Source organism: Flavobacterium sp. HSC-61S13 (assembly GCF_024171535.1).
Lineage (GTDB): Bacteria > Bacteroidota > Bacteroidia > Flavobacteriales > Flavobacteriaceae > Flavobacterium.
This window is the reverse complement of the sequence record NZ_JALJZV010000005.1, coordinates 120,745-135,341: the sequence shown is the minus strand read 5'-3', so window position 1 is coordinate 135,341 and position 14,597 is coordinate 120,745. Positions and strand designations below refer to the sequence as shown.

The following is a 14,597-nucleotide window of genomic DNA, read 5'->3' as shown; positions in this document are numbered from 1 at the left end:
AATTAGCTGGGGAATGGTAGATTCTCTATATTTTAATTCACTGATTAACAGTTTAGAGGGCTAAATAAAAGCTGCGATTCTCTTTATGAGAAATAAAAGCCTATTTTTGTAAAAAAAGAAATTACCCGTGAATTATTTATCAGTAGAAAACTTATCCAAATCTTACGGAGCAAGAACCTTGTTCGAAGATTTGTCTTTTGGAATAAACAAAGATCAAAAAATTGCTTTTGTAGCTAAAAATGGTTCTGGAAAAACCTCCATTTTAAAAATTATTACTGGTGAAGATACTCCCGACACAGGGCAAGTAGTTATCAGAAAGGGAATTCGTATGGCATTTTTGTCTCAGGAGCCCTCATTGCAAGATGATTTAACCATTGAGGAAAGCATCTTTGCATCGGACAATGAAATCCTAACGGTAATTTCGGCTTATGAAAAAGCTTTGGAAAACCCGGAAGATGCAGATGCTTATCAAAAAGCCTTTGAGCAAATGGATATGCATAATGCATGGGATTTTGAAACCCAATACAAACAGATACTGTTTAAACTAAAACTAGAGGACTTCAAACTCAAGGTTAAAACGCTTTCTGGAGGTCAGAAAAAACGTTTGGCCTTGGCTATTATATTAATCAATAGACCTGATTTATTGATATTGGATGAGCCTACCAACCACTTGGATTTAGAAATGATCGAATGGTTGGAGAATTATTTCGCCAAAGAGAATATTACTTTATTTATGGTTACTCACGACCGTTTTTTCTTGGAACGAGTTTGTAATGAAATCATTGAATTAGAAAACGGAAAGTTATACCAATACAAAGGAAACTACTCGTATTATTTAGAGAAGAAAGAAGAGCGTATTGCGGCCGAAAATGCCAGTATAGACAAAGCACAAAATCTATTTGTAAAAGAATTGGATTGGATGCGTCGTCAGCCTAAAGCGAGAACTACTAAGTCCAAATCGCGTCAAGACGATTTTTATGTGATAAAAGAAAAGGCCAGTAGCCGAAGAAAAGAACATAAGGTGGAGTTGGAAATCGATATGGGACGTATCGGTAGTAACGTCATTGAGTTGATCAAGGTATCTAAGAGTTTTGGAGATAAGGTCATACTAGATAATTTTTCGTACAATTTTAACAAAGGAGAACGCATTGGTATCATCGGTAAAAATGGAACTGGAAAGTCAACTTTTTTAAATATGATTACCCAAACTATTTTGCCAGACAAAGGGAAGATCACAGTTGGGGAGACCATCAAAATAGGTTACTATACCCAAAGTGGTATTCAACCAAAAGAAGGGCAGAAAGTAATTGATATCATTAAGGAATTCGGAGAATATATTCCATTGTCCAAAGGGCGTATGATTTCGGCAGCACAATTGTTGGAACGCTTTTTATTCGATAGAAAAAGACAGTACGATTTCGTAGAGAAATTAAGCGGAGGTGAATTAAAACGTTTGTACCTGTGTACGGTTTTGATTCAGAATCCTAATTTCTTGATTCTCGATGAGCCTACCAACGATTTAGATATTGTTACTTTAAACGTATTGGAAAGTTTCTTATTGGATTATCCGGGATGTTTATTAGTGGTTTCTCACGACCGTTATTTTATGGATAAAATCGTCGATCACTTGTTTGTCTTTAGAGGAAAAGGTGAAGTAGAAGATTTTCCAGGTAACTACTCTGACTTTAGAAGTTATGAAGATAGTGCGGAACCGGTAAAAGAAGAGCCTAAAGAAAAAGTCAATTGGAAAGAAGCTCAGAAAAAAGTGGGATTGACATTTCAAGAGCAAAAAGAATTTCAAAAAATTGAACGCGAAATCAAAGATTTAGAGTTGAAGAAAATAGAAATTGAGACCATGTTTGCCGAAGGTAAAGTTGCTGATGAGGCTTCGATTGCCAAGAAAGCAAGTGAATTAAAAAGCATTTTAAAGAAAATGGAGGATAAGGAAGAACGTTGGTTTGAGCTTTCAGCTAAAAATGAATCATAGTTTATTTTAGACCGATTAAATTCTTTTGAAATAATAAAATCCGCATCTAAACTTTTGGTTTATTTGCGGATTTTTTGTATATTAATATAGAGAAGTTGATTCATCTAAGTTAAGGTTTAAGCTATAAGGATTGCTTGGTTACTTCCAACCTCCTCCGAGTGATTTGTAAAGTTTTACACGGGCTAGTAATTTGTTTTGTTTGAGTTTGTTGAGGTTTAATTCGTTGTCCAATGCAACTCTTTGTGCATTGATAATTTCTAAATAAGTGGCAAAACCACTGTTGAATAATAGATTAGATTGTTTGATTCCCAATTGAGAAGTCGTTACTTGTTCTTCGGCAATCTCGAGTTGCTTGTCTAATTGATCCAAAGTGATCAAGGCATCTGTGACGTCATTAATCGCGGTGTAAACCGTCATTTGAAAATCAATTTCCGATTTTTTTCGCTCGAGTTTCGCTACTTCAAAATCGGTTTTTAGTTTTCGTTTCTGAAAGATCGGTTGTGTTAGAGTCCCAATAAGACTCCCGAATAGGGATCCGGGAATATTAAACCAGTTTTCGGCAAGCATACTGTTAAGACCTCCACTTACATCTATTTTTAAAGAGGGGTATCGATTGGCTTGAGAGACCCCTACTAAGGCATTTTTAGCTTTTAATTCTAATTCTGCAGCTCGAACATCGGGTCTTCTACTAACCATATACAAGGGAATCCCTGCACTTAGAGTTTCTTCATAAGTCAGGTCGCCTAATTTAGCTTGTCGTGGTAATCCTTTGGGAAATTGCCCCATCAAAAGCATTAAGGCATTTTCTTGTAAGGCAATTTGTTGATTTAAAGACGGAATTAAAGCTTTGGCTACTAACATTTGTGAACGGGTTTGTTGGATCGCTAAAGAAGTAATCTGACCCGCATCACGCTGCAATTGTACGATCTTTAACGTATTGTTACTCAATTCAAAATTGGTTTGAGCGACCTCTAGTTGGGCGTCAAGCAGTAATAAATTGTAATATCCTTCGGCTATGCTCGAAATGATTTCGGTTTGTACTGTTTTTTGAGCTTCATAAGTTTGTAAGTAACGCGCTAGTGCTTCTGCTTTTTGACTTTTTATCTTTCCCCAAATATCAATTTCCCAACTAACTTGTAAGGCTGATATATGTTGCGCAGCATTGACATACATCGATTGAGGTGCGGTTTCTCCTTTGTCGGCATACCAATTCGAGGCCGCTGAACCGTAATAATTTTCCGAGCGGTATTGATAGGCGACATTTCCCGCGTCAACATTAACCGAAGGGAGCCAACCCATTTTAGCTTGGCGCACCTTTTGGTTGGCAATTTCTATATTTTGTATGGCTTTCTGCATATCAAAATTGTGTGCTAACCCCATATCAATCCATTCAATTAACTGCGGATCGACAAAGAAAGATTTCCAATCAATATCGGCAATTCCGACAGAATCCTGAACGTTGTTTATCGAATCTAATGTTCGATATACCGTTGGGACCTCAAATTGAGGTGGAGTGTATTTGGACTTGGTCACACAAGAGCTAACGACTATGGCGACAAAGCTGATTACTATAAGGGACTGGAACGAGATGATTTGTTTTTTCATAAGTTTTGGTCTTAAAATATTTACTGTAGTGTAGCTTGGTGTTACATCCAGACTATAACAGCTTGTTGATTGGCTGGCGACTAACGGATTATTCGTTGGTAAATCGGCTTTTTAATGTTTCATCTAAACTCTGAAAGACATAAAACAAAAGCGGGATAAACAGTAAACCCAGTCCGACGCCAAATAACATACCACCAGCTGCACTAAAACTAATCGAGTGGTTTCCTTGAGCCGATGGGCCAACAGTCCACATCAATGGCGTGAGGCCCGCAACGAATGCTAAAGAAGTCATCAAGATAGGGCGAAGCCTCATCTTTGCGCCTTGTATGGAAGCATCGAGTATAGAAGCACCTTGCTTGCGCTGTTGAAGTGCAAATTCAACGATTAATATCGCATTTTTAGCTAAGAGACCAATCAGCATAATTAAACCCACTTGTACATAAATATTATTCTGTAATCCCACCATATTAATCAATAGGAAAACGCCGAATAATCCAGTTGGAACCGATAGTAATATCGCCAACGGCAATAAATAACTTTCGTATTGTGCTGCCAGTAAAAAATAAATAAACAGCAGACTTAATCCGAAAATCATGATGGCTTGATTGCCCGAGGTTTTTTCCTCTGCACTCATACCGGTAAATTCGTACGAATAATTTCCAGGTAAGTTTGCGGCAACTTCCTCTATGGCTTTAATCGCATCACCAGTACTATAACCCGGTGCTGGATTGGCGTTGATCGAAATCGCGTTGTATAAGTTATATCGCGTAACGGTTTCGGGTCCCAATACTTTTCTCAGTTTAACTAGGGTATTTGCCGGTAACATTTCGCCCTTATTATTTTTTACATATATAGATTTAAAGGATTGCGGGTCGTTTCTATAGTCGACATCGGCTTGCATATAGACGCGATATTGACGTCCAAAACGACTAAAATCACCAGCTTGTACACGACCGTAATACGATCTTATGGTAGTCATCAATTCCTTGACACTGACGCCCAATGCCTTGGCTTTAACGTTGTCAATATCCAATACATATTGGGGGAAATTGGCTTTAAAAGACGTAAAGGAATTAGCGATTTCAGGACGTTGATTGATTTCTTTAATAAACGAATCGGCTGTACTGCTAAATTTGTCAAACCCTCCGCCTAAACGATCTTGTAACACAAATTCGACACCGCTGAAATCACCAAAACCCTGCATGGTCGGTCGTGGAAATACGTTGAAAGTAGCCTCGTTTAATACCGATAAATCGCGGTGGATGTTTTCAATAATTACGTTGATGTTTTTAACTTTTCCTCGCTCCTTGTACGGTTTGAGGTTGATATAACCTACAGCAAATGAAGGGCTACTACTACCGTCAATGGTATTATAACCAGAAATATTGGTCATTCCTTGAATTTCAGGTCTCTTTTGCAAGATACTGTCTGCTTTGGCCAAAACGACTTTGGTTCTCGCTAGTGAAGCTCCCGGAGGTAAGGCTAAGGAATAGGTGATAAAACTATCGTCTTCTGTCGGAATAAAAGCCGCAGGTGTTTTTAGCATGATGACCACTCCTAAGCCGATTACAAGGGCTAGGGCTATTAGGGAAATTTTCTTTCTTTCAATGATTTTTTGAAGCAGCAACACGTATTTTCCGGTAAAGCGGTCAAAGGCGACATTAAAGGCAAAGAAAAAACGACCTTTAACGCGTTCAAATTTATTGCGGTGATCGATAACTTCGGGTTTTTCAAGCTCGGTAGGGGGTTTTAAAAACAACGCACATAAAGCAGGACTTAAGGTCAACGCATTTACGGCTGAAATTAAAATCGCAATCGCTAGGGTATAGGCAAACTGTTTATAAAACAAACCCGACGGACCTTCCTTAAAACCAACAGGCAAGAAAACTGCTGCCATCACCATAGTAATGGAAAGGATGGCTCGAGTAATTTCACTCATGGTCGACACCGTTGCTGCCTTGGCTTTCATACCGGTTTGGTGCATTTTTTCGTGTATAGCCTCGACCACTACAATCGCATCATCGACGACGATACCAATGGCCAGTACAAGCGCAAACATCGTTAATACATTAATCGAGAAACCCAACAAGTAGATAAAAAACAAGGTACCCAATAGGGATACGGGAATCGATAAAACCGGAATAATAGTTGATCGCATATCTTGTAAAAACAGGAAAACGATGATAAACACCAAGAAGAAAGCTTCGAAAAGCGTACTTCGAACTTGACTGATGGATTCGTCAATTTGATCTTTTACAGAATAACTGATTTCATATTTAATTCCTTTTGGAAAGGTTTTCGATACTTTTTCCAATACTTCTCGAACACCGATATCGATATCTCGGGCATTAGAACCACTGGTTTGAGTGATATTCATCGTCAATCCGGGAAAACCATTTACTCGGTTATCACTCCCAACATTTGACGCGCCAAATTCGACTCTGGCAATGTCTTTTAAAAATAAAATAGATCCGTCTTCATTGGTTTTTATGACTAAATTTTCAAATTCCTCGGGTAGGCTAAATCTCCCTTTGTGCTTTAAGGCCGTTTCAAAGACTTCATCGGAAGTTTCTCCGAATTTTCCGGGAGCAATCTCAAAGTTCTGATCTTTAATAGCCGCGATAACATCTTGAGGAATCAGGTTGTATGAGGCGAGTTTGTCTGGATTTAACCAAGTACGCATCGAGTAATCTCTCGAGCCAATTCGGCTGACTGATGCCACGCCGGGAACGCGTAACAGCTCGCGGTTGAGATTGATTTGTGAATAGGCTTGTAAAAAGGTTTCATCGTATATTCCCTGTGGATGGTCGCTGAAGAAATTGATCGTCATGATGTTTCCATTTTGACGGGGAGTTACAGAAATTCCCGCTTCAGTAACTTCAGCTGGAACTTGACTGGAAGCTTTGGAAACGCGATTCTGTACATTGACTGCCGCTTGATCTGGATCCGTACCGGCTTCAAAATAGATATTAACCGATCCCGAACCACTGTTACTGGCTTTTGACGAAATGTAGGTCATGTTGTCTACACCGTTGATGGCTTCTTCAATGGGCAATAAGACACTTTGAGCCATGGTTTCCGCATTCGCGCCGGGATAGGACATTGAAACGGTAACACTAGGGGGAGCGATGTCAGGAAATCGAGTTATGGGTAACATTTTGAGCCCAACTAAACCTAATAAGATAAACATCATCGAAATGACTGTCGCTAGGATGGGACGATTTATAATGGCTTTTAGCATAGTTTCTCTGTTGATTGAAAAAAGGAGTTTTTTAGCGCTTATTCCGCTATAATTGAGGTTTGATATACATACCCTCAGTAAGTTTGTCAAAGCCTGTTTGTATGACGATGTCGCCTCTAACAAGTCCTTGAGTTACGATGTAGTTGTCTCCAGAACTGCCCTCGATGGTAATGGCTTGTAATTTTACTTTACTTTCAGCATCCAAGAGATAGACGAAAGTTTTATCTTGTATCGCAGTAGTTGCAACCTGAGGTACTAAAATGACGTGATTGCGAGATTCCTGTAGTTTTACAGTACCGGTATTACCCGATCTCATAACGTCTTTTGAATTGGGAAAGGTGGCGCGTAAGGATATGGCACCCGTGCTGCGGTTCACTTGACCGTCAATGGCGTCTACTACACCTTTTTCACCGTATTCATGACCGTCTGCGAGGATCAATGAAACCTCGGGTAAAATTTGTCCCGATGAGGTTATCCGTGCTGTATCAGCCTTTTGAGCATCTTTGGTGAAATATAAAAAATCGGATTCACTCATACCAAAATACACATAGACATCACTTACATCAGATAAAACCGTTAGCGGTTGACTGTCATTTTTGGCTACTAAATTCCCAATGCGCTTTGGGATTCTACCGATATATCCACTAACTGTGGCTTTGATTAAGGTATATTCGAGATTGATTTTTGCACTGCCCACCGCTGCTGTTGCTTTCGCTAAATTGGCTTTGGCAATTTCATAATTGGATTTTGCCGTTTCCAATTGCACTTCTGCGATGACCTCATTGTCGATAAGCGGTTTTAATCGGTCAATCTCTAATCGCGCATTTTTTAACTTGGCTTTCTCAACGTTTTCATTGGCGATAGCGTTGTTTAAAATCTCTTGATACGGCATGGGATTGATTTGAAATAAAGCTTGCCCTTCCTTGACAAAGGCGCCCTCGTCAACAAATATTTTATCGAGTGATCCCTCAACCTGTGGACGAATCTCCACATTGATTTTTCCCTCTATATTTCCTATATAGTTCTTTACGGTTATGGCCGTAGTCGTATCGATTTTAAGCACCGGTAAGGTTAATGCATTCTCTTTTGGATCTACCGGTTTTGGGGTAATCATATTACACCTACTTAAACTAATAAGTGTGCCGATCAATAAAAGTGAAGAAAGACCAACGATGATGTTTTTGCTTTTTGTAATCATATGTATGCAATTGAAATTCTAGTATATAAAAGTGAGTCGATACCGCATGGGCTTCGTACTACTGCATAGTCAATGACAATGCCATTTGAAATGGAGAGGAAAATAAGGCGAGAATTTAACCGATCTCACTTCAAATTATATGTACAACTATTTGTTTAATAGCTTTTTATGTTTATTTTTAAAATTATGAAAAGCGATTACACTTGTTTTTTTGTCTCTCACATTTTTATGTGAACAATGTTCTCGATTCGTGGAGTCATTCTACAAGATTTAGCGTGTTTTAGCTATTTCTAATATCAAATACGAGGCTTTTCACGGAAATAGTATATTTTATTCTCTTTAAAATAGATAAAATTATGATTACAAAAATATTTGGAAGTGCTGTATTTGGAATTGAAGCATCTACGATCACTATTGAAGTGAGTATGGATACGGGCATTGGCTATCACTTGGTGGGCTTGCCTGATAATGCGATCAAGGAAAGCAGTTATAGAATTGCTGCGGCATTAAAGAACAACGGTTATAAATGGCCGGGACGAAAGATTATTGTCAATATGGCTCCAGCCGATCTTCGAAAAGAGGGTTCTGCCTATGATCTGACCTTGGCCATAGGCGTATTGATGGATTCCAAGCAAATTAAAACGACCACGCAATCCCAGTATGTCATCATGGGAGAACTGTCTTTAGATGGGGGGTTACAGCCGATAAAAGGAGCCTTACCCATTGCAATTCAAGCGAAAGCTGAAGGTTTTAAAGGATTGGTTTTACCGATTCAAAATGCTCAAGAAGCGGCTATTGTGGAGGGATTAGAGGTATATGGAGTACAGAATATACAGGAGGTTATTGATTTTTTTGAAGAAAAATTGGTTTTAAAAGCGACCGCTGTTGACTTAAAAGCCGAGTTTGATCAGGTGCAACACCATTATGAAGGCATGGATTTTAAAGAGGTTAAAGGACAAGAGAGTATTAAGCGATGTATGGAAATTGCTGCTGCTGGGGGACATAATATTATTTTGATAGGGCCTCCCGGTTCTGGAAAAACCATGTTGGCAAAAAGATTACCCAGTATATTACCACCCATGACGATGGATGAGGCTCTGGAAACCACAAAAATACACAGTGTAGTTGGAAAAGTCAAAGACCTTGGTCTGATGCGGCATCGCCCGTTTCGAAACCCACACCATACTGCTTCATCGGTTTCTCTAGTAGGAGGGGGGAGTTACCCACAACCGGGAGAAATATCTCTCGCACACAACGGTGTATTGTTTTTGGATGAATTACCCGAATTTAAAAGAGAGGTTTTGGAAGTGATGCGACAACCTTTGGAAGATCGCGAAGTGACGATTGCTCGGGCAAAATTTACGATAACCTATCCGTCATCATTTATGTTGGTGGCGAGTATGAATCCAAGTCCCAGTGGTTTTTTTAAAGATCCCGATGCTGCAATACAATCTACGCCCTTAGAAATACAACGCTATTTGAACAAAATATCTGGGCCCCTTTTAGATCGAATTGACATTCATATCGAAGTAAATCCAGTGCCCTTTGAAAAATTAGCGGAAACCGATTTAGCCGAAGACAGTAATGCCATTCGAAAGAGAGTGGTTAAAGCACGTGAAATTCAATCGCAAAGATATAAGGATGTGCCCGGTATACATTATAATGCACAAATGTCAACCCCATTGATTCGAACGCATTGTGTGCTAAACGATACTTCATTGTCTTTATTAAAAGAGGCGATGGAGCGACTAAATTTATCAGCTAGGGCTTACGATCGCATTTTAAAAGTAGCCAGAACTATTGCAGACTTAGAAGGGAAAACGGATGTAGCATCCCATCACATTGCAGAAGCAATACAATACCGTAGTCTCGATCGAGAAGGTTGGATGTAACTATTCTTGTTCTTGTTCTTGTTCTTCCTTTTCTTCGATGTAACCAATTGTTGTTTGATATAACATAAAATAAACACAGTATATAAACGGTAAAGTAAAAATGACACCGACTATAAAAAGTAATAAACCAGCACCGGCTAAGAGACTACCAAACAACAATAAGGCAATGATTTGGAAGGGTTGTTTGTTAACGATATTCACACTGTGTTTAATCGCGTCAAAAGCGGATAGATTTCCAAAAATAATCAGCGGGGTAACCAATACAGTTAATGAACTGACGATCCAGTTGATTGCCAAGGCGACATACTGCAAATTTTCCATCTGAAGATAGAGAGACAATACGGTGAAGACGAGCGTAATTACGAAATGCGCTGTAAATAATTGTAAGCACGCTTTGTTTTTAAGGTAGGTAAATGCTGTTCCCAATACAATGGGTTTGTCTTGATAAGCATCAGCGGCCATTTTAATAAAGCCAGCACTAAAAATTACGGAGATACCCGTACCAATACTAGTAACTAAAGTGTAGGTAATCAGTCCATCGATCGGTAAGAAAAGAGGATCGAAATTGGTCATAAAAGTAAATATAACCTTAGGATCTTGGGTGTATATCAGCAGGCCAACGCTTGCAATGGTAGAAAAGATGATGGCTAAAAGTATCGTAGTTAATCCAGCAACTATAGCTATTTTTGGATAAATTTTACTCGCATCACTTAATAGGTTGAAAACCGAGATGTTTATTCCTTCCGTTTGTATAGTCTTTAATCGTTGCTGTATATCTTTCATGAATTAGAGTTTTGAGGCTTGGTTGAAATCAAGCGACAAAAATACTAATTTAAAAGTAAAGAATCAGCGTAAACAAAGGCATTTGCATACGCTGATTTTTTAAATAGTACCGAGTTATTTCAAATCTTTAAACGTATCACCCTGAGTGATATCGCCGGTATTATAACCTTTCATAAACCATTCTTTTCGCTGTGCCGATGTACCGTGAGTAAAAGAATCAGGTGTAACATGTCCTTGAGTGCGTTTTTGAATAGCATCATCGCCAACGGCTTGAGCTGCACTAAGCGCAATTTCTATATCGCCAGCATCGAGGTATTTTTGATTGTGTTTCGCCCATACACCGGCATAAAAGTCGGCTTGTAACTCAAGGGCTACAGACAATTTATTGGCGCCCTTAGCATCGGTCTGACTCTGTAATTTTCTAACTTGATTCGAGGTGCCGAGCAAAGTTTGTATATGATGGCCCACTTCATGTGCTATAACATAGGCAATCGCAAAGTCACCCTCCTTAGCACCAAATCGACTGTGTAATTCCTTAAAGAAATTCAGATCCATATAGACCGTTTCATCGGCTGGACAATAGAATGGACCAACATCAGCTGTAGCAGCTCCACATTTGGTATTGATGTTGTTTTCAAAAAGTTCCATCTTAGGTTCTCTATACGTTTGATTGTGTTGCTTAAAAACTTCAGACCAAGTGTTTTCTGTATAGCGAAATATTACCTTAACCATTTGACCCATTTCAACTTCTTCGGGCGTTAATGTTCGCGTACGCGTTTCTTCGGTTGTTGACGATGCATTTTGATTAAATTGCTCTAAAATGGGTGTCAATTGCTGTACGGATTCACCTCCAAAAAGATTGAGTAATAAAATTACAACCCCGATAATTCCACCGCCTAACACCGCTTTACCACCGCCAGACATACCACGACGATCCGTGACGTTTTTACTTTCTTCTGAACCTCTCCATTTCATAGCTTTACTTTTTTTAATAAATTTAATGAAATAATAAATTGGTTGCGCTGAATGAGGTGTTTTTTTAATGAAACTTATATATTAGGTAACACTAGTGCGAAATTATTGCAGTATTGATAGCGTATTTCGATTGTGGAATTGGATCATTAGCAGTGTTTTAGATGCCTAAAAGTATAATTTAAAAATCTTTTTTGTTGGAAATGTATTTGATGCGTAGTATCGGGATCAGTATCCACAAAAGTAGGCAAGCTAGGGATAGGAGAAATCCGAGAGTACTGCCGAAGAATTTTTTAAATAAAGCTCCTGTATAGCCAAATAGGGCAGAGATGTCTAATTGGAGTAAAATTAATATGCGTGAAAGGTCGATTGGATTAAAAAGTGTCCCGACTAACGAAAGGTTTTCGAGCGGATAATCGTCGAATACCATTAGCGAAATTAGAAAAATACCGTCGTAAATTATTGCGAGAAAGAGCCACATTAAAATCGAAAGCCCAAACCCCCTTATTTTGTTTTCGTTGGATAGCGCAATATTATAAGATAGCGCGGTAAAAATAAACGTTAGGAATACGGCCACCACTATTAATAAAGTAAAATTCCATATAGCAGAAGATTCTAGTAAACCGTATAATATAAAAGGAATTCCCAAACCGAGAAGTACACTCAACGAAAGTGATAAAGAAACACCGAGATATTGCCCTAAAAATATCGACGATCTCTTTAGCGGCTGTGCCAATAGCAGTTCTGTAAATTCCTTGGAATCGTAATAATACATCACACCAAATAAAGTACCGATTAACGGCACTAAAATGATGACGACATTCAACAATGTGATAACCGCTTTGGACAGGTCATTATTTAAAAACAACAGTACAAACCCCAATAGTAAGTAAAAGGTTAGATAGATATAACTCCAACGGCTGCGGATCAAGTCGTAAAAACTGTATTTGAGTATTTTAAGCATGATTTTTAATAATTTGTTAGAATCGAGGCAATGGCATGTTCAAAATCGGACTGTTTGGTCGTTTCTTTTAGTACGGCTATACGGCCTCTAAAGTATATGCGTCCCTCCAGTATATAGATGATTTCTTCTGTAATTTCTTCGACAAAGCTCATGATATGGGAAGTAATTAAGATGGTTTTGTTTGCCGATTTGGCATCATTAATCAATTTTTTTAAAACAATTAAGGCACTCGGATCCAATCCCGTAGTCGGTTCATCAAGGATCAGGACTGGGCTGTCAAACATAAAGGTGAGCAGTAGGTTAACCTTTTGTTTCGTACCTCCAGAGAGCTTGTTCAGTTTTTTATTTAAAAAGGGATGCAGCTTAAAAACTTCAATGAGTTCTTGTTCTTTTATTGCCTTACAATTCCGAAGGTCTTTGATCATCTTAATTAGTTCCTGAACAGTGAGGTTATTTGGAAAATTGGCAATTTGCGGTAAATAATCGATCTGATTGCGGTATTCCCATTGTTTTTCAATCGATTGCCCCTTAAAGTAAACTTGGCCCGAATCGGGGAAAACCATTCCTAAAATGCACTTGGTCAGAGTGGTTTTACCAGAACCATTAGGTCCAAGTAGTGCTAAAACACTTCCTTCGCTGATGTCCAAATCAATGCCTCTTAGAACGGAATTATGGCCGAATTTTTTATACAGTTGTTCAATTTTTATCATGTTTTATTTTCTTCATAAGTGGTGCGTTATCCATCAAGTGATCCGGGGTGAAAATCGGAGATACCTTTTCTGAAAAATCAATGATATCTACAAATAGACTTCGTAAAAACAGGATGGCTTCGGGGGTTTTATTTACGATATATGAAAATAGTTTTACGGGCCGATAGGGTATATCTCCAATGCCATCTTTATCTAAATCATATCCGGTATAACTACTCCAGTAATTGGAGTGGAAATCGTTGTGATTCACACCGCCGTGATATACAAGGTCGAACGAGTTGTGCATAAAATTATTGTAATTGATCGTATTGTAATAATTTGCTCCTCTCGAATTAATGGCCCAGCCGTTGCTGATAAAATCATTGTGAAGGTATTCGATGCGATTGGATCCCTCAATGTTGATCCCAGTGGTATTTCTAAAAAAAGTATTGTTGTTGATCTTGGTGTCATTAACTTCTTTAAGCAGTACTCCATAGGCAGCGGAACCCCAGTTGTTTTTAAAAATATTGTGATGCATCTGCATGTTTTTTGAAAACATAATAGCCACTCCTGCTCCGTTATTATCATAGGTGTTATCCGATACTAAATCGTCGTTAGAAAACATAAAGTGTAGCCCATAACGAACGTTATGGGCACTTTCATTGCGCGTAATTACACAAAAGTTGGAGAATTCTAAATAGATACCGTCTCGAACTTGCCATACTACATTATTATCAATGCTTATTTCATTGCTGTACCACAGTTGAATTCCGTTGCCAGAATTAAACTCATTGATGGCTTTGCCATATATTTTATTACCGCTGATAACACCTTTTTTTGACTTTTCTATATAGATTCCAAAGAATAAGTTTTTTATGGTGTTGTTTGCAATTGTAAAATGTCTACTTGATCGTACCCTTATGGCGGCAAAATCCTTGATATAGCTAGTTCCAACATTGATGATTGTAAAGCCGTCTACCGTTACCCAGTCCGATTTAATTACGATGATTTCACCTTTTTCTTCTCCATCGATTACAGCGCCTTTTTCAGCTATTAAGGTCAACGGTTTATCAACGGTAATTTCAATTTCCTTATAAATGCCTTTTTTAACCAAAATAGTATCGAAATTCTGGGATTCTCGTATGGCGTCTTTAATCGAAGTATACGGACAATTTGAGCATACAATTAAAGTATCTGCAGAACTAACTAAGGGAGAGAGGAAAAAGAATAGCGCAAATAAAAAAATAGAATGTACTTTCAAATGTT

The 14,597-nt window shown here is 38.4% G+C and carries 10 protein-coding genes; 2 read left to right on the top strand and 8 right to left on the bottom strand.

The window, feature by feature from the left end; translation table 11 throughout:
- Positions 1–127 precede the first annotated feature (127 nt).
- On the top strand, positions 128–1,987 hold the full coding sequence (locus L1275_RS06700; protein WP_253471093.1) for an ATP-binding cassette domain-containing protein: 1,860 nt from the start codon (positions 128–130) through the stop codon (positions 1,985–1,987).
- Between the two features lie 138 nt (positions 1,988–2,125).
- Here the strand turns inward: L1275_RS06700 and L1275_RS06695 are convergent, their stop codons facing one another.
- The 3 genes from L1275_RS06695 to L1275_RS06685 form a co-directional block, all read right to left on the bottom strand.
- Positions 2,126–3,592, bottom strand: coding sequence for an efflux transporter outer membrane subunit (locus L1275_RS06695; RefSeq protein WP_253471091.1), 1,467 nt, complete (start codon positions 3,590–3,592; stop codon positions 2,126–2,128).
- An 88-nt stretch (positions 3,593–3,680) separates the two neighbouring features.
- Positions 3,681–6,833, bottom strand: coding sequence for an efflux RND transporter permease subunit (locus L1275_RS06690; RefSeq protein WP_253471089.1), 3,153 nt, complete (start codon positions 6,831–6,833; stop codon positions 3,681–3,683).
- Positions 6,834–6,879: 46 nt separating this feature from the next.
- Positions 6,880–8,031: an efflux RND transporter periplasmic adaptor subunit gene (locus tag L1275_RS06685; RefSeq protein WP_253471087.1), complete on the bottom strand. Its 1,152-nt coding sequence runs from the start codon at positions 8,029–8,031 to the stop codon at positions 6,880–6,882.
- A gap of 356 nt (positions 8,032–8,387) precedes the next feature.
- On the opposite strand from L1275_RS06685, the gene L1275_RS06680 reads away from it, so the two are divergent.
- The gene (locus L1275_RS06680) at positions 8,388–9,923 is read left to right on the top strand and encodes a YifB family Mg chelatase-like AAA ATPase (protein ID WP_253471085.1); all 1,536 of its coding nucleotides are present in this window, start codon (positions 8,388–8,390) and stop codon (positions 9,921–9,923) included.
- Here L1275_RS06680 and L1275_RS06675 read toward each other — a convergent pair whose 3' ends face one another.
- From L1275_RS06675 to L1275_RS06655, 5 genes are all read right to left on the bottom strand, one after another.
- Positions 9,924–10,706: a hypothetical protein gene (locus L1275_RS06675; protein ID WP_253471083.1), complete on the bottom strand. Its 783-nt coding sequence runs from the start codon at positions 10,704–10,706 to the stop codon at positions 9,924–9,926.
- 114 nt (positions 10,707–10,820) lie between these two features.
- Positions 10,821–11,681 (bottom strand): neutral zinc metallopeptidase, encoded by an 861-nt coding sequence (locus tag L1275_RS06670; RefSeq protein ID WP_253471081.1) that lies wholly within the window; start codon positions 11,679–11,681, stop codon positions 10,821–10,823.
- A gap of 178 nt (positions 11,682–11,859) precedes the next feature.
- On the bottom strand, positions 11,860–12,642 hold the full coding sequence (locus L1275_RS06665; RefSeq protein WP_253471079.1) for an ABC transporter permease subunit: 783 nt from the start codon (positions 12,640–12,642) through the stop codon (positions 11,860–11,862).
- A 5-nt stretch (positions 12,643–12,647) separates the two neighbouring features.
- Positions 12,648–13,352, bottom strand: a complete 705-nt coding sequence (locus L1275_RS06660) for an ABC transporter ATP-binding protein (protein WP_253471078.1) — start codon at positions 13,350–13,352, stop codon at positions 12,648–12,650.
- The gene (locus L1275_RS06655) at positions 13,339–14,577 is read right to left on the bottom strand and encodes a nitrous oxide reductase family maturation protein NosD (protein ID WP_371923451.1); all 1,239 of its coding nucleotides are present in this window, start codon (positions 14,575–14,577) and stop codon (positions 13,339–13,341) included. The genes L1275_RS06660 and L1275_RS06655 overlap by 14 nt, the downstream gene beginning before the upstream one ends.
- Between the last annotated feature and the right edge of the window lie 20 nt (positions 14,578–14,597).

What these genes read in the sequence shown, in the direction of transcription:
- L1275_RS06695 (WP_253471091.1), bottom strand. Translation starts at nt 3,592, where the DNA reads ATGAAAAAACAAATCATCTCGTTCCAGTCCCTTATAGTAATCAGCTTT.
- L1275_RS06690 (WP_253471089.1), bottom strand. Translation starts at nt 6,833, where the DNA reads ATGCTAAAAGCCATTATAAATCGTCCCATCCTAGCGACAGTCATTTCG.
- L1275_RS06685 (WP_253471087.1), bottom strand. Translation starts at nt 8,031, where the DNA reads ATGATTACAAAAAGCAAAAACATCATCGTTGGTCTTTCTTCACTTTTA.
- L1275_RS06680 (WP_253471085.1), top strand. Translation starts at nt 8,388, where the DNA reads ATGATTACAAAAATATTTGGAAGTGCTGTATTTGGAATTGAAGCATCT.
- L1275_RS06675 (WP_253471083.1), bottom strand. Translation starts at nt 10,706, where the DNA reads ATGAAAGATATACAGCAACGATTAAAGACTATACAAACGGAAGGAATA.
- L1275_RS06670 (WP_253471081.1), bottom strand. Translation starts at nt 11,681, where the DNA reads ATGAAATGGAGAGGTTCAGAAGAAAGTAAAAACGTCACGGATCGTCGT.
- L1275_RS06665 (WP_253471079.1), bottom strand. Translation starts at nt 12,642, where the DNA reads ATGCTTAAAATACTCAAATACAGTTTTTACGACTTGATCCGCAGCCGT.
- L1275_RS06660 (WP_253471078.1), bottom strand. Translation starts at nt 13,352, where the DNA reads ATGATAAAAATTGAACAACTGTATAAAAAATTCGGCCATAATTCCGTT.